Raw genomic sequence first — 19,325 nt, 5'->3', positions numbered from 1 at the left:
TACGAAAAAGTCAACAGTTATGGTACATTGAATTTTTATGCGGTTGTAGCTCAGTTGGTTAGAGCGCTGGTTTGTGGCACCAGAGGTCGTAGGTTCGAATCCCACCAACCGTACCAAGAAATCTTTAAAAATTTTATTGAAAATGGATATGCAAGTCGAATAAACGCGCTTTTTGAGGGTATTTTATAAACGACTTTAGCTGCTTGGGGGCATAATGTTGTACAAAAAACGCATAACATGAAGTTAAAAAATCAATAAAAGCGCTTTGCGCTTCTTCTTTAAGAACTGGGCATATCCTCTTAGTTTAATACATTCTCCTGATGCATTTTTTACACAAGATTTGCGATGGAAAGACTTTACGGAAAAAATCAATGCGTTTTGTGTAAAAGATCTGGGCTTAATATACCTTTCAATATGGAAGGATATTTCACAATGTTTGTTGTGATGAAACAATTGCTCTCTCTTGGTATGCCTCTGGCTGTAGGGTTCATTTCTCAGATGATGATTTTCTTCATAGATACAGCTCTTGTAGCGTATTTAGGCGTTCAAGCCTTGAGTGGTACAATGTTGGCTCTGAGTATGTTTAGTTATGTTGTGTTTTTGGGGCTAGAGATTATTACCGCGGTTGCACCAAAACTTGCGGAAAGCTTTCGCAGACAAGATAAATACGCATTGAAGGCATGGTTTGATCAAGGAATATGGCTTTCCTTTTTAATTGGAATGATTAGTGTAATCATTTTACTCAATACAAGGAAGATTTTGTGTCTTTTTGGCCAAGATGGAGCAATTGCCACTATAGCGCAATAATATAACAGGGGCGCTGCAGGGGGGTATCTTATGTGAATAGCTACGAATTACTGTCAGCAATTGGTAATCCAAAGCCCTTAACTTGTGTTATGCTTGTGCGAATATCCCCATGAATTTTCTTATCTCTTGGCCGCTTATTTTTGGTATAGGTCCTGTGAGCGGATTAGGTGTCTTTGGTGCTTGAATTGCAAGTAGTTTGGTCCGTATTTTGATTGTTATGGCAGTGGCAATAATTCTGGCTCGTAATTCTACTTTTCGTTCCTTTCACTTTAATTATTTGAGATCAAAATTAGAAATTTCACGAATTATACAGTTGCTGCTCGTAGGACTCTCCATTGGTATACGTATTCTTATTGTGAAGGGCTTTGCTTCTGTCATTGCCTTCATGATTACAGCTTATGGGGTCAAAACTTTTGCCACCATACGATTAAGATGTGTCTCGATATGCTTATTTCTGTGGTAGCTTTGGGGATTTCTAGTGCAGCCACGACAACAGCAGCATGGTATAGAGCAGATGGAAATTATATGGCTCTAAAACAATTGCCTATGAGTATCACAGTTTTTGCTGTTGTTTATGTTTTATTTTTATCAGGGGTTGTTTATTTCCTTATGAATTCATTTTTCAATCATCTTTGATATTTCTTCAGTCCGCGTTGTTATTTTCTCTTGGGAGTTGCTTCATTATCTTTTGCTTTTGGCACTTTAGGAGCTATGTCAATGGCATACTTGTGGGCTTGGGTGATACGTTTTGGACAATCATGGTTGTCACAATAAGCTATTGGAGGGTAGGCTTATTTAGTGGGGCACTCATGGCACATTTTTTTGAATATGATTTTATTGGCTACTGGCTTGGCATGATTGGTGCAAGCTTAATCGTTTCTATCTTTAACTATATGCTTGTGGGTTATTTAATAAACGTAATCCTCTGTTTGGAGAGGAATGAGTGTTATAAAAGCTCTATAAGCACTAGCTGTGAAAAGGCTAGCGGCCCACCGTCCATACGGGCTGTTTATTTTCTATGGAGAGGATAAGATAGGTTACAAAACTTGCTTCATATTGAAAGAAAAGTTCCTTTTGCTTTAATTAAGCATTGCTAAAGCCAAAAGGCAATTAAATATCTTACCTTTATTATTCTTGCCAATGTTTGCTTATATGTGATTATTTGAATCGAGATTCAGTTACGTTTACTATGGGTATTTTTCGCTGTTTTATATGAAGGAGAAGGTTAGCACCAATCTATCGTGTGCAGTACCACTTTTCCATTATGTTTGATATAATAAGTAGCTTATAATGGCCGTAAGATTTCTTTTATCTTGATAGGAATTATATATTTTAACAATTAAGTTGACTAAGATTTTTTTGTGACATTCATATATGGGATGATACCATAATAACGGGGCTTGATTATTTTTTAAAGTTGGTGTGTTATGGCTGTAAAAAATGGTAAACAAATAAAAAACGAGGGTTCTAAGCCTGTTTCTAGTTTTCTTAAAAATTTACGTGGTGTTAGCAACTGGCAGCAAGTTTTACAATGGCTGGCTTTTCGTAATGTAGAAGATATTGAGTGTATTACGCCTGATCAAGCAGGTGTGCCGCGTGGCAAGATGATGCTTTCTAAAAAATTTACATCGGAAACATCCTTAGCATTGCCTTCAGCGGTTTTTATGGCAACAATTTCAGGAGATTATCCCGAAGACGGTCATGGCTTTGAATATCCCAAAAGCGATGGTGATCTACGTCTTGAACCTGATTTGTCTACGTTAAGCATTGTGCCATGGGAAGATGCTCCTACGGCACAGGTTATTTGTGATCTTGTATATCAAAATGGACAGGTTGTGGATTATACTCCACGAAATGTTTTGCGAAAAGTAATTGATTTTTATAAGCAAATGGATCTAAAACCGGTTGTTTCACCAGAAATTGAGTTTTATTTAGTAGAAAAAAATCCTGATCCTGATTACCCTTTAGTCCCTCCAGTTGGTCGTTCTGGACGTTCGATTGGTGGAGGACAAGGTTATTCGATTGCTGGTGTGAATGAGTTTGATGAATTTATTGATGATATTTATCATTTTTCGGAAGCGCAAGGATTGGAGATTGATACGCTTATTCATGAGGAGGGGGCAGGCCAGTTTGAAATCAATTTACGTCATGGTGATCCGATTGAATTAGCGGATCAAGTTTTTATGTTCAAACGCACAATTCGTGAAGCAGCACTTAAACATAATATGTATGCAACTTTTATGGCCAAGCCCATTCAAGGGCAGCCAGGTTCTGCTATGCATATTCACCAATCAGTTATTGATAAGAAGACAGGTATGAATATTTTTACGCAAGATAATGGAGAGGAAAGTGTCTGTTTTCGCCATTTTATTGGAGGGTTACAAAGACATATGGCGGGAGGACTTGTCATGCTTGCTCCTTATGTAAATTCTTATCGACGTCTCATGCCGGATGTTTCAGCACCTGTTAATTTGCGATGGGGATATGACAATCGTACCACAGCATTTCGTGTCCCTCGCTCTGCTCCTCAAGCACGGCGTGTTGAAAATAGGCTTCCTTCATCAGATGCTAATCCTTATTTAGCTCTTGCAGCTTCTTTGGCTTGCGGCCTTATTGGTTTACAGAAGAAGCTTCAACCAGATGAGCCAACAACAAATAATGTGAATGCTGATAACATCGAATTACCGCGTGGTCTTATTGAAGCGGTTAGTTTATTTGAACAAGATACAGAAATACGTGTTATTTTAGGAGATGTATTTGTTAGTACTTATGCTGCAATCAAACGCCAAGAGTTTGAAACTTTTATGGAAGTGATTAGTCCATGGGAGCGAGAATATCTCTTGCTTAATGTTTGAGGTTTATCATGGTGATTGGCTCTAATCCAATTTCTCCAGGAGTCTCTTGGTATGAGGATACTTTAGAAGAACGCCCCTCCTATCCATTTTTTAGCAAACAGCTACAGTGTGATGTCGTAATTATTGGGGGTGGATTGACAGGGCTTTCTGCAGCTTATCATTTAGCGAAAGCTGGAGTGCATGTCATTTTGTGTGAAGCTTCACGTTTTGGTGATGGTGCATCAGGGCGCAATGGTGGGCAACTAGGAACCGGACAGAGACAATGGGTAGAAACATTAGAGAAAAAATATGGTTTTGAGCGCAGCAAAGCATTGTTTGATTTAGCTGAAGAAGCCAAAAGAGATATTTTATCTTGGTGCGCGATGCCTGATTTTCAATGCGACTTTATGGCAGGACAGCTTTCTGTGTTCCATAAAAAACGTGCGTTAGCATCTTATCAACGCCACGTTGAGACAATGCAGCGTTATGGCTATCACGGTCTTACTTTTATGGATAGGGCTGAAACAGCAAGGCGACTTGGCTCGTCTTTTTATCATGGTGGTATTTATGATGCGCATACTGGTCATATCAATCCCTTAAAGCTCGTTGTTGGATTGGCAAAAAAAGCAAAAAATGCTGGTTCTAAGCTTTATGAGAAGACGCAAGTCACAGCAGTAAAGCGCAATGGTAGCAATTGGAGTGTGACAACAAAAAAGGGCAATATAAGGGCGGAGCATGTTTTCCTTGCGACTAATGCATATAAGCTTGGACTTCAAGGATTTGTTGAGAAAAAGATTTTTTCTATTCGCTCTTATATTGGAGCAACGGAACCGTTATCAAAAGAGTGTTCGATTCTTCAAGATGGTGAATCGGTTGATGATTCTCGTTTTATGGTTCGCTATTTTCGTAAAAGCATTGATAATCGCTTATTATTTGGTGGAGTAGAAAGTTATGATAACCAGTATCCTACAAATTTAGAAGAACGGATACGACGGCAGATTATTGAAATTTATCCCCATTTACGCTCTGTTAATTTGACCCATCACTGGGGGGCAACTGTCGCTATTACGGTTGAACGTATGCCTTATGTTCGTCAACTTTTTACAGGTGTAACTTATTGTGGTGGCTATTCAGGCCATGGAGTTATGCTTGCTCCTTTTCTGGGAAAATTATATGCTGAATGGTTGACTGGAAAACGTGAGCGTTTTACTTTTTTTCAAGATTTAAAAATTTCATCTTTTCCAGGAGGAAAAGTTTTGCGTTATCCGCTTATATTTTTGGCAATGCACTGGTTTTCTTTGATGGATCATTTTTAACAAAACATCATTGGAAATGAAGAAAATTAATGGCTTGTTTAACATCTATCTGTTTTAATAATTTCAACTTCTATAAATTGTTTTAGTTTTTATACGTGAATGAGAAGAGAGATAAGTTCATGGTAAGTAAAATTATTCCAGTCTCTCCCTTTGATTGTATTGTTTTTGGTGGTAATGGCGATTTAACAGCACGCAAACTTATACCTGCTCTCTATCATTGTCAGTGTGTTGGGCAATTTAGTGAGCCAACGCGTATTATTGGGGTCGCACGTTCTGCATGGAGTAATGAGGAGTATCAAAACTTTGTTCGCGCTTCTTTAGAAAAACATGTTCATAAGGAAGATCTCAATCAAATTGAACTTTATCGTTTTCTTGCACGTCTAACTTACGTTTCTGTTGATATTACTTCACATCAAGGGTGGCAAGATCTTGCTCTGGTGCTGTCAAAAGATTCAGTTAACATTCGCGCTTTTTATTTAGCAGTTGGTTCGCCACTTTTTGCTGATATTGCGATGAGATTAGGGCAAAATGATTTTATCACTCAGCAAACACGCATTATTATTGAAAAACCTATTGGTCATGATGTAAAAACAGCTGCTGAACTCAATGACATATTTGCAAAAGTATTTCATGAAGATCAAATTTTTCGCATTGATCATTATCTTGGCAAGGAAACAGTTCAGAATTTGATGGCATTACGGTTTGTTAATACACTTTATGAGCCGTTATGGAATTCCAACTATATTGATCATGTTCAAATAACAGTTGCTGAATCTTTAGGTTTGGAAGGGCGTGCAGAATATTATGAGAATGCAGGTGCGCTACGCGATATGGTGCAAAACCATATGCTGCAATTACTCTGTTTGGTGGCGATGGAAATACCATTTACGAATAAAGCAAATGCTGTGCGTGATGAAAAACTGAAAGTTTTGCATTCTTTAACACCTCTTGATATACATAATGTAGAGCAACATACTGTGCGTGGACAGTATATTGCTGGTACATTGAATGGTGTTTCTATACGTTCTTATCTTGATGATTTGGGAAAAAAAGCGAGTAGAAGCGAAACATTTGTAGCATTGAAGGTGAAGATTAATAATTGGCGCTGGGCAGATACGCCTTTTTATTTACGAACTGGTAAGCGTATGCCCATGCGAATGTCTGAAATTGTGATTGTTTTCAAATCCATTCCACATAATATTTTTAATGCAGATTCGGATGAGATTTTTTCTAATCGGCTTGTTATTCGTCTCCAGCCTAATGAGGGTGTTAAACAATGGTTAATGATTAAGGATCCGGGCCCTGGTGGTATGCGATTTTGTCATATCCCCTTGGATATGAGTTTTGCATCTGCATTTTCTCAGCGTAATCCTGATGCTTATGAACGCTTATTGATGGATGTTATTCGCGGAGATCAAACACTTTTTATGCGTCGTGATGAGGTTGAAGCGGCTTGGCGTTGGATTGACCCTATTCTTGAGGGATGGCAAGCAATAAAGCAGCCTATTTATGAATATAGTGCGGGTTCATGGGGACCATCTGCTTCGACAGTTTTGATGGAACGTGATAGGCGTATATGGAATAACTTAGTTTAGAGCAATAAGTATGCATGGAATGAATATTGACCGTTTAAATTTTGAAACCCCTAAGAATCTTGCTTTAGCGTTGGCTGATCGTGTAGCAGCAGAGCTTAGTATAGCTGTTCTGGAGCGCAAGCGCGCAGTTTTAGTGGTTTCTGGTGGTAAAACACCAGAATTATTTTTTCATTATTTGTCAAAGGCTGATATTGACTGGCAAAATATTATCATCACTTTAGTTGATGAACGCTTTGTACCTGCACATCATGAGCGATCAAATGAATATATGGTACAGCGTTATTTGTTACAAAATTTTGCCACTAAAGCACGTTTTGTAGGACTTTATCATAAGGCACTCACTGTTGAGCTTGCAGCTTTTTCTGCAGCCAGCCGTATCAATACTTTGCCTAAGCCCTTTGATGTTATTATTTTAGGAATGGGGATTGATGGTCATACAGCTTCCTTTTTTCCTGATGCTGATCGTTTGAAGCAAGCGCTTGATCTTCAAACTCAGGCACTGGTTTTACCACTTCATGTAAAAAGCGCTATTGAGCCAAGACTCACACTAACGCTGCCGGTCATAATGCAATCTCGTTGTATTATTCTTCATTTTGAAGGTTTTCAGAAACGCGATTGTTTTAAAAAGGTTTGTCAGGATGGACCTGATATGGAAATGCCTATTCGTGCGGTTTTACGCAATGCCCATCATCTTGTTCAGGTTTATTGGTCTCCAAATGAAAATGAAATAAATGAAGTAGAACATATGACAAGTGGAGTAGGTATGTAATCTCTCTAACTTATGATGGAATTGTTCAATGAAAGGGGGAATAAACATGGTACTTTCAAAGACAATTGCCACTGTGTTACGAAGAATTCATGAACGCTCTCTACCAATGCGAGAAGTTTATTTAGATCGTATTGCAAAGATGCAAGAAAATCGTCCTAAGCGGAGTTTTTTAAAATATGCCAATCAACCCCACAGTTTAGCGACTTATGGTTCAAAAGACAAAAAGCGTTTGAAGGGTAATATTGCTGGGAATGTTGATATTATTACTGCCCATAACGATATACTTTCAGCCCATCAACCTTTTGAACTTTCCCTCACTTAAATTAAAGAAGCTGCGCGCTTAGTTGGTGGTGTAGCACAAGTAGCAGGTTGTGTTTCCGCTATGTGTGATGGTGTAAACAAGGGAATGCGGGGATGGAACTTTCTCTTTTTTCACGTGAGATGATTGCAATGGCAACGGCTATAAGCTTATCACACGATATGTTTGATGCTGTACTATATCTTGTAGTTTGTGATAAAATTATACCTGCTTTAATGATTGGGGCATTAACATTTGGTCACTTACCAAGAATTTTGTGTCTGCAGGCCCCATGATCAGTGGTCTAGGTAATGATGAAAAAGCAAAAATACGCCAACTTTACGCGGAAAATAAGATAGATCGACAAACCTTGTTGGAATCAGAAACACGTTCATATCACGGGCCAGGAACATGTACATTTTATGGAACTGCTAATTCAAATCAGATGATACTAGAAATAATGGGGTTACAGATGCCAGGAAGCGCTTTCATTAATGCCAATACACCATTCCGTGATGCTTTAACAAGGGAAGCCACGAGAAGCGTGTACTTGAAATGACAGCTATTGGTGATCATTATAGGCCACTTGGTATGATAGTTAATGAGCGTTCTTTTGTGAATGCTATTGTAAGGTTAAATGCAACAGGCGGATCTACCAATCATGCGATTCATTTGATTGCTATGGCAGCTGCCTGCGGTATTCAATTAACATGGCATGATATTGCAGAAATTTCATCAAGAGTTCCTTTGTTAGTACGAATTTATCCTAATAGTTTGGCCGATATAAATCATTTTCATGCAGCCGATGGTATAGGATTTGTCATTCGCGAACTTATTGAGGCAGGCTTAGTGCATGAAGACATCTTTACAGTTTTTGGTACAGATCTCAATGCTTACGTAATTGATGTAAAGTTTGATTCTGATGGTCGTATAGTGCGTGATCCTGCTGTTAAGCAAAGTGGTAATCATAAGGTATTAGCAGGATGGAGAAAACCGTTTCAACCTGATGGTGGTATCCGTGTTTTGTTGGGAGATTTGGGAACAGCTATTATAAAAGTTTCATCAGTCAAATTTGAACACTGCCGTATTGAGGCTCCAGTTTTTGTCTTTAATGATCAAGAAGAATTACACAAGACTTTTAAATCTGGAGCATTGAATAACAAAGACTTTATTGCCGTTATGTGTTATCAAGAATCAAAAGCCAATGGGATGCCAGAGCTCCATAAATTAACGACAATTTTAAGTGTTTTACAAGATCAAGGACAAAAGGTCGTACTGGTGACCGATGGTTGTATTTCAGACGCTTCAGGAAAAATTTCCGCTGCAATTCATGTGATACGAGAAGCTTTAAATAATGGTCTTCTTGCGCGTTTACAAGATGATGATATTGTTTGTCTTGATGCGTATGTGGGTAAATTAACTCTTTTGGAAGATTTGTCAAAATTTAGTGCGCGTATAATTAGCCATCTTGATCTTTCAAAGAATGAATACGGTGTTGGGCGTGAGCTCTTTCGTGTTTTTCGCCTTTGCGTTAAACGTGCAGATCAGAGGGCATCTATTTTTATGTTATGAGCAAAGTGTCCAAAAAACGAAAGTAATTTGCCCACAATCAAGATTTATAAAATTTTTTAAAATTTTGGTACGGGTAGATTATGTGCTCGAGCAGCTGCTTTAAGTGTATTTACCATAAGCATGGCAATCGTCATAGGTCCAACCCCTCCTGGAACAGGAGTAATGGCAGCAGCTTTTTCTTTTATTTCTTCAAAATCAACATCACCAACAAGACGCGTTTTCCCTGGACCTTTTTCTAGAGCTGGAATGCGATTAATACCTACATCAATAACAATAGCCCCCTTTTTAATCCAATCTTTTTTAATCATTTGTGGGCGTCCTATAGCTGCTACTAAAATATCGGCACTACGACATACATCATCAAGGTCACGAGTACGACTATGGGCTATCGTTACCGTAGCATTGGCTGCTGTTAAAAGGGCAGCCATAGGTTTTCCCACAATATTAGAGCGACCAATAACCACAGCATCAAGACCCGACAAATCTTGTCCACATTGTTGTTCAATCATCATCATGGCACCAGCTGGTGTGCAAGGAATGATGGCATCCTCAAAGGCATTGGCGGCTAGTTTTCCTACATTGATATAATGAAAACCATCTACATCTTTTTGGAAAGCAATAGCTTGTGTTATGCGGTTTGTATTTATGTGATTGGGCAAGGGAAGCTGCACCAAAATACCATGAATTTTAGGATCAGAGTTTAATGTTGCAATGCGTTGGAGGAGTTCTTGTTCTTGTATTTCTTTTGAAAGCATATGTTTGATTGAAAAAAAACCACACTGTTCAGCTTTTTTGCTCTTTGATGTAACATATACCTGACTTGCGGGATCATCTCCGACAATGATAACTGCAATACCAGGTCGTACATTATAGTGATTGTAAAGTCTTGTTGTTTCAGCCTTAACTTTGACAATAATCTCTTCAGCGAGCTTTTTTCCGTCAATAATATGATTCATGAGAGAGATCCTTTCGATAGGGCTGTTTATTTTTTTGTAAAGCATTTGCTGACAATACAACAGAGTTTTATAGTGATATTCATATAAGAACGGTAAGAGTAATTCGATAGTGTTTATGTATTCTATAATTTTTAGAAGCTTTTAAAATAATTGCTTTGTAAAAAAGCAGCAACATTGCTGTTTGAGTAAATTTTAGATAAGAGACAAAAATCATGAAGTTATGAAATGAGAGAGAATAAAATTTTAAATTATAAAAAGTTTTTTAGATCATTGAGGTTATCTTTTAATCTTTTACAGGGGTGAAAGTGTAGAGGAAGGTTGTGTACGCCAGAATAATAAAATTTTTGAGCGGAATTTTTATTACAATTATTTTTTTACTTGGAGTTGGTATTGTCATTTTACATTATCTTGTGTCTACGGATACGATTCGTATTCGCTTAGCACATGATTTGAGTGCGTGGACAGGCTATAATGTACAATTGCATGATCCTCCGCGATTGAATTTATTTCCTTATCCTAAAGCATATCTTTCTGGTGTTACTTTAACATCAAAAATAAATCATACTATCCCGTTTATGGAGGCTGAATCCATAGAAGTTGATCTTTCTTTGATAGATCTTTTTTTGGGACATGTTGTTTTTTCAGAGACGCGGATTGTCCGTCCCCAATTTATTATGGAAAAACCAGTTAAAACAGTAGCGGATTTTTTTGATAGATTTTCACGCTCACAAGGTGCATTAGGATTAGCGATAAGCAATGCTCGTGAAATATTGAAGAAAAACCCAGAGCATCCTGATATAGAGCGTCTTTTGAATCAACCTTTTGGACGGATTACGATTGAGGATGGTGTCGTTGTTTATCATGATAGTATTTCTAGTGTAGCAGAAAAAATAACAGGATTAAATGCTACTTTAGATTGGCCAGAGCTAACGAAAGAAGCCCAATTTCGTGCAAATGCTCGTTGGCGTGGAGAGTTGACAAAATTATCCATTGATGCTGATCAAGCATTACTGCTTTTAGCAGGAGGAAAAAGCCAAGTTAAGGCAAGTCTTAATTCAGTGCGTGGTGGTATAACCTTTGTAGGTCAGGCACGATTATCTGAATATTATATTTTTGATGGGAAAGTGTCGATGCGTTCTCCAGGATGGAATCAGACACTCTCTTGGATTGGAGGCAATCAGTTTTGGGGGCATAGATTAAAAGCGCCTATTGTATGGGAGTCTCATTTTTTAGCACGGCCAATGCATATCCAAATGAATAATGTTACATTTAGGATGGGTACAGCAAAGGCGCGTGGAGCTTTAGAACTTGATTTTCACGATTATGTGCCAATTGTAATAGGATCGTTAGCATTTGATCATCTAGATTTTGGCCTCTTTGGACCAGTATTTTTTTCAGTTAAAGAGAAAAATCCATTCTTTGATATGGCAATTTTTGATCGTATTGGGGTGGATGTACGCCTTTCTGCACCACAAGCCAAATTAAGCAATATTGCGCTTACAAACTTAGCTATTGCGATGCAAATAAGAGATGGGCATGGTATTTTTGATCTTGGACATGCCAATATTTTGGGTGGATCTCTTCAAGGCAATATTGAAATTACACCAGCTGGTCAGAAAGTGCGACTTGAAGGACGTGCTACAGGGACTGCTATTGATATACAGAGTGTTTCGGAAGCTTTAAAGATTATTCCATTTGTACAAAGCAAAGCGAATTTCACCATGACAGTACAAACACTTGCTCGTTCTTGGTCAGAAATCTTTGCGAGAATGCGAGGTGAATTAGCATTGAATATGTCTTCTGGCTGCCTATTAGGATATGATTTGAATGATTTACAGAAAAGACTTGCAAAAAATGAACAATTTTTTTTAACGAGTGATAATACATTGTCAACAGCTTTTGAGAGTTGGAATATTCAAACAAGCTTTTCAGAAGGTACAATAAAGGTAAAGGAATCATTGATGCATACAGCAAATTGGCGTTTATCCATATGGGGAATAATTGCATCTGCTGTCATGCAAGATTGGCAAAATGAGATTACATTACAGGCAAAATTGCAAAAAAAATACAGCTCAGAAATCCTATGTAAAGATGTCCAATGCCTTGCTAATAGCCTTACACGGCCTCTAACTTTTTCTCTTAGCTCCAAAGGACAGGCTCGTGGTCATTTTTGGGTTAAAAAAGATATCGATGCAAATTAATCATCATTCTTCATTTTTAACATTGGTTGAGAGTTTTAGAAAATTACTAAAACATAAGATGTTATTATAGAATTTTTAAAAATAAATTGGTTAGTGCTTATTGAATTTTAGAAGAAATACCATAGCCATCTGTAGAGATTGTGTGCTTTCCATCTGCTCCAACGGAGCCAATCCCTACAGTAATCAGAATAAAGGCCAAGAGAGTTGTGATAGTAATAATTGTAGCTTTTTTAGCAGACATATTTCTCCTCCAATCATGCAATCAATAACTGAATGCAATGGTGAATTATCATCAAATTTTATGAAAGCAGAATCACTTAAAATTCTATTGGTTCCAACTATTATCTCATAAAATTTAAAAAAACCTATAATTCTTTGATATGTGGAAGCTCTATAGATATAATTTTTTCTTTTTGTTATATGTTTTTTTTCATTTTCTTGATGATTATAATGAATTTTGGCATGATTTTGTTATGCGCATAAATTATAAACTTAAAAGATTATTTATTCGGCAGTCTTTTGCTTTGAATGAAGAAATAAAGATAGAGGGAGCACAAGCTTCTTATCTTGTACGTGTTTTGCGGATGCAAGAAGGAGCAGAAATTTTACTTTTTAATGGACAGGATGGTGAATGGCTTGCGAAGCTCATCACCGTTGGGAAAAAATTTGTTGTGGTCCGGCTTATTCATCAAGAAAGATTGCAAACGACACCTTCGAATCTCGTTTATTGTTTTGCTCCACTCAAAAATGCGCGTTTAGATTATATGGTGCAGAAGGCCGTTGAAATGGGAGTATCGATTTTGCAGCCTGTTATAACGCATCATACACAGGTTACGCGTATTAATATGGTGCGTATGGAGGCTAATGTTATTGAAGCTTCTGAACAGTGTGGTATTTTATCTCTTCCTAAATGTGTAGCAGCTACTTCCTTAGTGGAGCTTTTAGCAGGTTGGAATATAACACAACCTTTGTTTTTTTGTGATGAAGCACATCAATTATGTAATCCATTGCCTCTTTTGAAAAAGTACGAAATTATAGCGCCAGGTGTTCTCATTGGACCAGAAGGTGGGTTTAGTGAAGAAGAACGGAACTTTTTAAAAAAGCATCCTTTTGTGATTCCGATATCTTTAGGACCGCGTATTTTACGTGCTGACACTGCAGCGGTTGCTGCTTTGGCTCTTCTTAATGTTACCATGGAGGATTGGTCAATTCATTGAGAAGCTCGTAAAATTATTCTAAATGATTCATTTAAAATGATGTAACTGATGATAGGATACAATAAGTTATGGCGCTTGATATAAATGATGAAAGTGAAATTTATAACTTAGATTCCTTGGTTAGCTATTTCCAAGGGGGGTGTAAAGCAGAACATGATTGGCGTATTGGTACAGAACATGAAAAATTTCCATTCTATATAGATGGTTTTCGCCCTGTTCCTTATAACGGTTCAAAAGGAATTCGTGCACTTTTAGAGGGAATGCAAGAAGCTTTAGGGTGGAAACCTATTGTAGATGAGGGAAATATTATTGGGCTTATAGGAGCAGTTGGTCAAGGTGCCATTTCTTTGGAACCTGGGGGGCAGTTTGAATTATCTGGTGCGCCACTAAAAACCATTAGTCATACTTATTATGAGGTAATGGAGCATTTAGCGCTCCTCAAGAAAATTTCAAAACCATTGGGTATTGGTTTTCTTGGAGTGGGTGCTAGTCCAAAATGGACTTTAGCGGAAACTCCGCGAATGCCGAAATCACGTTATCAGATTATGGCTGATTATATGCCTAAAGTTGGTCATAGTGGTCTTGATATGATGTATCGCACATCGACTGTTCAGGTTAATCTTGATTTTTCATCTGAAGTTGATATGCGACGAAAAATGCAAGTATCCATGAAATTGCAGTCTATTGCGACAGCATTATTTGCCAGTTCACCTTTTACGGAAGGGAGGCCAAATGGCTTTTTATCTTGGCGCTCTGAAATTTGGTGCGATACTGATAATCAGAGGTCTGGAGTTCTTCCCTTTGTTTTTTCTGAGCATTTTGGTTTTGCTGATTACGTTGAATGGGCACTTGATGTACCAATGTATTTTGTCGTGCGTGATAATCATTATTATGATTGTACACATATAACATTTCGTCAATTCATGAATGGCGCATTAAGAGGGCAGGTAGCCAATTCAGTTCCCAATATGGGAGACTGGATTAATCATCTATCGACCTTATTTCCTGAGGTACGTTTAAAAAGATTTTTAGAAATGAGAGGTGCTGATTGTGGCTCTTGGAAGCGTATTTGTGCTTTGTCAGCTTTTTGGGTTGGACTGCTTTATGATAGTGAAGCGCTTAATGAAGCAGAAGCTTTGACAAAAGATTGGTGTTTTGAAGAAGTTTTAGAAATGCGTGAACGTGTTCCTAAAGAAGGATTAAGAACGCCTTTTCGCCAGACCATCATTTTAGAAATAGCCCGTCAAGTCGTTGCTATTTCACGTAAGGGCTTAAAAAATCGCAGACAATATGATGCTAATGGTTTAGATGAAACAAATTTTTTGGTTCCCTTAGAAGAAGTCATTGCAATGGGGCAAACAGATGCGGATAGATTTTTATCACTTTATCATTCCATTTGGAGTGGTAATGTGGAGCCCATATTTTTAGAATGTGCCTATTAATTTTACAGCACAAAACTGCTTTTATTTTCAATCCCATTTCTTGATCATCCATGAATGTGAATAATACGAGTTTATTGGATATTGCCATCTTGCAAGTACAAATCAGTTTTATCATGATTTGTACTCAATCAAAAATTTATATATCTGCTCTTACTTAAGAGCGTTCATAAAAGGCATGAGCAATTTCGTAAATATTGTTATTTATCAAGGGGTGTGCGATCTTTTGAAAGGTAAATAGTATGATGGTACCGACTTGATCTTCATTAAGTGCAAAGATAATAGTGTATATGCGCAAAAATTTTTACTTTTTACTGTTCAAGTCCTGTTATGAGATAGGCCTTTACAGTATTGAGAAGTATTGTTTTTAAATATGCATGTGAATTCACAACACAATATGGTCTATTTTGCACAGTTTTATCTTTAGTGAGAACGTGCCTTCATTCAAAGTATAGAATAAGCAAAAGTGCAAGATAATAACTCTCTCTACGGTTTCAATAGGCTATATAAATACCAGAATTCTTATATTTGTATTTTACCGTCTAGAAAGAATATTTTATGAAAACAAAAAATGGATAATAGATATTTTAAATTAAATATATGTAATTTTAAAATAATATGTATTTTAGAAAAGTAATAATAAAATAGTTTAAAAATATTTATCATAATTTTATCAATAATAATTCGAGATTATATTAAGAAAATAAATCATATAGTTGTCTAAAAAATTATGCATAGCTAAGAAAAGGATTATTGTTTTACATAAAAAAAGAAAATGCTAACATTATTCATATAATAAGATATATTGAAATTTTTTCTTAGGTTAAATTACAATAAAAACTATTATCTTTTATGGGTAAAAGAGCAATCATTTCATTTAATTTTTTATCTTCTTTAAACTGTGATTAGTAGATAAAAATTTCTCTTTTAGCCTATAAATTAAAAAAATAATGATTTCGTAAAAGCGTTGTAAGCTTTATATTTCATTTTCAAATATCACGCACTGATTTTTAATTGTGCATATTCTTCAATGTCAATCATAACAATAGTGGGCATAAACAATGGCATTTAATTTTTTCATCAACTTATTTCTGTTTGTTATTTTTTTGTTATGGCTTGCCCAAAGTAAGAGAATGAAATGGAGTCTTTCACTACGTGTGATGCTAGGGCTTATCATTGGTTTGATTTTTGGGAGTATCTTGCAAATTGTTTATGGGGAAGGTGAAGAAACTTTATTAAAATCCATTGAATGGTTTAACATTGTTGGTAATGGTTATATCTTATTACTACAAATGATTGTTATGCCATTGGTTTTTGTTTCTATCGTTTCAGCAGTTGCTCATTTACATTCTGTTTATGCTGTTGGCAAAATGAGTATAATGACTATTTCAATATTGCTCTTTACCACGGCTCTTTCAACGTTGGTTGGTATTTTGGTTGTTTATACCTTTGGATTAACAGCAACTGGTTTGGTACATGAAGGGCAAAATGTTTCTGCTGTTCTTGGAGATCGTATTTCTCAACTTGGAATGAGTGTTCCAAAGATGATTTTGTCCTTAATTCCTAAGAATCCCTTTGCTGAGTTAAGTGGAGTCAAGCGGACATCAATTATCAGTGTTGTTATTTTTGCATCATTTTTAGGGGCTGCAGTTCTTCTTTTGAAGAAAGATGATCCAGAAAAAGGAGAAAAAGCTCTTTTATTTATTCAAGTGGCACAAGCTTGGACTATGCGGTTAGTCCGTATTGTGATTGCTTTGACGCCTTATGGTATTTTGGCACTCATGACGAAGGTGGGAGCATCTTCGCACGTTGCAGATATTTTAAATTTATTGGTTTTTATTATCGCTTCCTATGTTGGTATTATCGTTATGTTTGGAATTCATGGTATATTACTTGCCATATCAGGAATTAATCCTTTTCGTTTTTTCAAAAAGGTTTTACCAGTTTTGACATTTGCTTTTAGTAGCCGTTCAAGTGCTGCAAGTATTCCTTTGAATATTGAAGCACAAACGCAATGGATTGGTGTACCAAAATCCATTGCGAGTTTTTCAGCTTCTTTTGGAGCAACAATTGGACAAAATGGTTGTGCAGGTCTGTATCCAGCAATGCTTGCTGCTATGATAGCACCAACCGTGGGAATTAACCCTTTTGATCCTGCTTGGGTTGCTACTCTTGTTGGCGTTGTAACATTGAGTTCTGTTGGTGTTGCAGGTGTCGGTGGTGGTGCTATTTTTGCGGCATTAATAGTATTGCCTATTATGGGGCTTCCTGTTTCTTTGGTCGCAGTACTTATGTCTATTGAACCTCTCATTGATATGGGGCGTACAGCCCTGAATGTAAGTGATTCAATGTTGGCTGGGACCATAACCAGTCAGATGCTACGGACAACGGATAAAAGTGTTTTTGAAAAATAATTTTTATCAGGCTATGTTTTTTTGGATTGTAGAACATTTGCAAGGGATATTTGTGCCGATCCTGGCTGTATAGGTTTTTGCTGATTTGGGTGGGGTGCCCAACCAGAGAGCCAAATGAAAGAAAAATGTGCGCGAATACGGCCATCAGGATCGCTAAATCGTTGTGCATAGATTTCAGCGGCACGAAGAAAAAATCGTTTGGATACAGGGCGTCGTGAGCGATTGATAAGTGCGTTTTGCATGCCCATAGCTTTAAGATCATGCATGAGATCGAACATGGTATTGTAGCGTATGGTAATATCTTCAATATCTGCTACAGGGAGGGCAAAACCAACACGCTGTAAAAGAGCCCCTGCATCGCGAATGTCGGCAAAAGGGTAGATCCTAGGACTCGCCCCACCATAAATTTCAACTTCAGCTTGTAGGAGGCATTCACGTAATTCTGTGAGTGTACCAGCCCCTGCCATAACAGCTAGAAATAAGCCATCTGGTTTAAGGATATTTTTTATTTGACTGAGAACACCAGGGGTATCATTGGTCAACTGTAATGAAAGAAGTGAGACGATAAGATCACAATAATTTTGAGGAAAATCAAGAAATTCTCGGGAACGTAAATGAAATTTTTTATCATGACTTTGGTAAAGTATATCAGTTTCGACGCGTTCTATGGAATGGACTTTTCTAGATTTCAGGAGAGCTTGCGTGGCAAGATCTGTATGGCTGTGTAAATCCAGAGCTAAAGTAAAAAGGCGATCAACAGTACAGAGGCGCTTATAAAGATCTTCAGCCATGTGAGACAATAAAAAGTCATATCCTTTTTTTGCTTTTTGGAAAGCACGTTTGCGGAATTGTTCAATGCGGTTGTGATCAAAGATGAGAGGATGCGACATATTGTTAAGATCTTTCGATTTGTAATGCATATACTTTGAGAAGGTTCATTTTTGTGCGAGCTCTGTCAAGTTTATGATGTGAAAGAAAAACAAATTTATAAGAAGTAAGGGTTTTTAAAGGAATTAAAATTAAACAATATAAAAAGGATTTTTGTATAGGGAAGTTATAAAAGCCGAAATTAACGATGTTATACTTTCAAGAAGTGGCTTTAAATGGCGGGAATACATTAAATAAGCTCATTGAGTGCATGCTTGCAATTTTATATCCGCCGATTTGCCCTGGATGTAAGCAAAGAGTTTCTGCTTGCGGTACGATTTGTTCTGAGTGCTGGAAAGGCCTGCAATTTATCACAAAACCTTATTGTCCTGTTATGGGCATCCCTTTCGTTTGTGATATGGGAGATGGCTTTCTCAGTGGTGAGGCTCTTAAAAGTTCTTATCCTTTTTCGCGTGTTCGCTCAGCTATTGTTCATAAAGGGGTAGCACAAGTTCTTGTAACACGGTTGAAATATGGTGATCATATAGAATTGGCATCTTTTATGGCAAATTGGATGATATCTGCTGGACGCGAAATTATTGATGATTGTGATATTATTATTTCTGTTCCTTTGCATTTTCGTCGTTTTTTGAAGAGGCGTTACAATCAATCTGCGGAACTTGCTCGTTATATTGCAGAAACGCAGAAGAAAATTTTTAAGCCTGGCTGGCTTGTACGTTGTCAACATACACGTCCGCAGGTGAATTTATCTGCTAGGGAGAGAAAACTGAATGTCATGAATGCCTTTGAGGTACCACGTAAAATTAAAAAATATCTAAAGGGGCGTTCTATTTTATTAATTGATGATGTTTTCACAACCGGCGCGACAGTTACAGCGGCTGCTGCAACATTAAAACGTGCAGGGGCACGCCAAGTTGATGTGCTAACATTTTCTCGTGTATTAAAAGAGGCTTCTGTCTTTCCTAATTCGTAAGAGAAGCTTTAAGTGGGAACTATTTTGAAAAGATTGGAGAATAATA

At 37.2% G+C, this 19,325-nt stretch carries 14 protein-coding genes, 1 tRNA gene and 1 pseudogene; 13 read left to right on the top strand and 3 right to left on the bottom strand.

Translation table 11 applies throughout. The annotated features are described in order from the left end of the window. The first annotated feature begins 39 nt into the window (after positions 1-39). The 8 genes and pseudogenes from ABD909_RS06120 to edd all read left to right on the top strand — a co-directional run bounded on the left by ABD909_RS06120 (position 40) and on the right by edd (position 9,191). A tRNA-His gene (locus tag ABD909_RS06120) sits at positions 40-116 on the top strand. A 316-nt stretch (positions 117-432) separates the two neighbouring features. Further along, on the top strand, positions 433-807 hold the full coding sequence (locus ABD909_RS06115) for an MATE family efflux transporter (protein WP_345097070.1): 375 nt from the start codon (positions 433-435) through the stop codon (positions 805-807). 444 nt (positions 808-1,251) lie between these two features. Next, entirely contained in the window at positions 1,252-1,443 is a 192-nt protein-coding gene (locus ABD909_RS06110; protein ID WP_345097069.1) for a hypothetical protein, read from the top strand. Between the two features lie 791 nt (positions 1,444-2,234). Beyond that, positions 2,235-3,662 (top strand): glutamine synthetase family protein, encoded by a 1,428-nt coding sequence (locus ABD909_RS06105; RefSeq protein WP_345097068.1) that lies wholly within the window; start codon positions 2,235-2,237, stop codon positions 3,660-3,662. 11 nt (positions 3,663-3,673) lie between these two features. Beyond that, a complete protein-coding gene (locus ABD909_RS06100) occupies positions 3,674-4,957 on the top strand; it encodes an NAD(P)/FAD-dependent oxidoreductase (protein ID WP_345097112.1) in 1,284 nt (427 codons plus the stop codon). A gap of 119 nt (positions 4,958-5,076) precedes the next feature. Further along, positions 5,077-6,552, top strand: coding sequence for a glucose-6-phosphate dehydrogenase (zwf, locus tag ABD909_RS06095; protein WP_345097067.1), 1,476 nt, complete (start codon positions 5,077-5,079; stop codon positions 6,550-6,552). A 10-nt stretch (positions 6,553-6,562) separates the two neighbouring features. Continuing rightward, positions 6,563-7,321: a 6-phosphogluconolactonase gene (gene pgl / locus ABD909_RS06090; protein WP_345097066.1), complete on the top strand. Its 759-nt coding sequence runs from the start codon at positions 6,563-6,565 to the stop codon at positions 7,319-7,321. Between the two features lie 46 nt (positions 7,322-7,367). Further along, positions 7,368-9,191: pseudogene (gene edd / locus ABD909_RS06085) on the top strand (phosphogluconate dehydratase). A 56-nt stretch (positions 9,192-9,247) separates the two neighbouring features. Here the strand turns inward: edd and folD are convergent. Then, positions 9,248-10,147: a bifunctional methylenetetrahydrofolate dehydrogenase/methenyltetrahydrofolate cyclohydrolase FolD gene (gene folD / locus ABD909_RS06080; protein ID WP_345097065.1), complete on the bottom strand. Its 900-nt coding sequence runs from the start codon at positions 10,145-10,147 to the stop codon at positions 9,248-9,250. Positions 10,148-10,467: 320 nt separating this feature from the next. On the opposite strand from folD, the gene ABD909_RS06075 reads away from it, so the two are divergent. Beyond that, on the top strand, positions 10,468-12,348 hold the full coding sequence (locus ABD909_RS06075) for an AsmA family protein (protein WP_345097064.1): 1,881 nt from the start codon (positions 10,468-10,470) through the stop codon (positions 12,346-12,348). Between the two features lie 97 nt (positions 12,349-12,445). On the opposite strand, the gene ABD909_RS06070 is transcribed toward ABD909_RS06075, so the two are convergent. Beyond that, positions 12,446-12,589, bottom strand: coding sequence for a hypothetical protein (locus ABD909_RS06070; protein WP_345097063.1), 144 nt, complete (start codon positions 12,587-12,589; stop codon positions 12,446-12,448). Between the two features lie 232 nt (positions 12,590-12,821). On the opposite strand from ABD909_RS06070, the gene ABD909_RS06065 reads away from it, so the two are divergent. The 3 genes from ABD909_RS06065 (at position 12,822) to ABD909_RS06055 (ending at position 17,418) form a co-directional block, all read left to right on the top strand. After that, complete coding sequence (locus ABD909_RS06065) at positions 12,822-13,565, top strand: 16S rRNA (uracil(1498)-N(3))-methyltransferase (protein WP_345097062.1); 744 nt, start codon at positions 12,822-12,824, stop codon at positions 13,563-13,565. A 68-nt stretch (positions 13,566-13,633) separates the two neighbouring features. Next, positions 13,634-15,007 (top strand): glutamate--cysteine ligase, encoded by a 1,374-nt coding sequence (locus ABD909_RS06060; protein WP_345097061.1) that lies wholly within the window; start codon positions 13,634-13,636, stop codon positions 15,005-15,007. A gap of 1,058 nt (positions 15,008-16,065) precedes the next feature. Next, entirely contained in the window at positions 16,066-17,418 is a 1,353-nt protein-coding gene (locus ABD909_RS06055; RefSeq protein ID WP_345097060.1) for an L-cystine transporter, read from the top strand. 11 nt (positions 17,419-17,429) lie between these two features. On the opposite strand, the gene ABD909_RS06050 is transcribed toward ABD909_RS06055, so the two are convergent. Then, positions 17,430-18,308 carry a methyltransferase domain-containing protein gene (locus ABD909_RS06050; protein WP_345097110.1) on the bottom strand — a complete coding sequence of 293 codons (879 nt, stop codon included), beginning with the start codon at positions 18,306-18,308 and terminating at the stop codon, positions 17,430-17,432. Positions 18,309-18,493: 185 nt separating this feature from the next. On the opposite strand from ABD909_RS06050, the gene ABD909_RS06045 reads away from it, so the two are divergent. Continuing rightward, a complete protein-coding gene (locus tag ABD909_RS06045; RefSeq protein WP_345097059.1) occupies positions 18,494-19,279 on the top strand; it encodes a ComF family protein in 786 nt (261 codons plus the stop codon). Positions 19,280-19,325 lie beyond the last annotated feature (46 nt).

Origin of the sequence: Bartonella acomydis (assembly GCF_039543025.1) — a bacterium.
Lineage (GTDB): Bacteria > Pseudomonadota > Alphaproteobacteria > Rhizobiales > Rhizobiaceae > Bartonella > Bartonella acomydis.
The sequence above is the reverse complement of the archived record's forward strand: the minus strand, read 5'-3'. Positions and strand labels throughout refer to the sequence as shown.